1 protein-coding gene is annotated in these 1,058 nt (G+C 64.3%); it reads left to right on the top strand.

The window, feature by feature from the left end:
- The coding region (locus EN939_RS35490) for a transglycosylase domain-containing protein (RefSeq protein ID WP_272483141.1) at positions 1-945 on the top strand (945 nt) is incomplete at its 5' end.
- Positions 946-1,058 lie beyond the last annotated feature (113 nt).

The raw sequence follows: 1,058 nt of genomic DNA on the forward strand, positions 1-1,058 counted from the left end.
TCATTCAAGCCCTATGTCTACGCAACCGCGATGGAACACGGCTTCACCCCCAACTCCATCATTTCCGGCGGCCCGATCAGCTGGGGCAGCTGGTCGCCGCACAATTACAACGGCGGATCGGCCGGCAACGTCACGTTGATCATGGCAATGGCCAAGTCGATCAACACCGTGCCGGTGCGGCTGGCCAAGGATCATCTCGGCATCGGCCCGATCAAGGCCATGGCCGAGGCGATGGGCGTGGAATCGCCGATCGAAGCACATAAGACGATGGTGCTCGGCACCTCGAGCATGACGGTGATGGACCAGGCGACGGGCTACAGCGTGTTCGCCGACAACGGCTTCGTCGGCTCCCGGCACGGCATCAGCCAACTCGTCACCCGGACCGGCGAGGTGGTCTATGATTTCGCCAAGGACGCGCCGCCGCCACACCGGGTGCTGTCCGAGCAGGCGCTCAAATCGATGAACACCATGCTGGCCGCAGTGCCGGTGATGGGTACGGCGCGGCGAGCCCAACTTCCCAACATCGTCGTCGCCGGCAAGACAGGCACCACGCAGTCCTACCGCGACGCCTGGTTTGTCGGCTTCACCGGCAACTACACGGCGGCGGTATGGATGGGCAATGACGACTTCACGCCGACCAAGAACATGACCGGTGGCTCACTGCCGGCGATGGTGTGGCAGCGACTGATGGTCTATGCGCACCAGAACATCGACCTCAAGCCGATCCCGGGCATCGACAAGCCCTTCGTCGATGAGGAGATCGCTGCCAAGGCCGAGGAAGCACAGAAGAAGAGCGACGATCAGGCGGCGGCCGATGCAGCCGCCGAACGGCCGCCGGTGCTGTCCAGCCGCACGACCCAGACGCTGCGGGACATGACCACGCTGTTCCAGTCGGCGCCCGTCCTCAGTACGCCGCAACTGCCGGAGACGCTGTCGGCGCTGTGATTGGCGCCGAGACAGTTGAGGGGTGATGGCCGGATCACCGCCATTGCCAAGCTGGAACACCCCTCATCCGACCGAGCTTCGCTCGGCCACCTTCTCCCGCAAGGGGAGAAGGG

This window comes from Mesorhizobium sp. M7A.F.Ca.CA.002.05.1.1, from assembly GCF_003998335.1.
Taxonomy (GTDB): Bacteria; Pseudomonadota; Alphaproteobacteria; order Rhizobiales; family Rhizobiaceae; genus Mesorhizobium.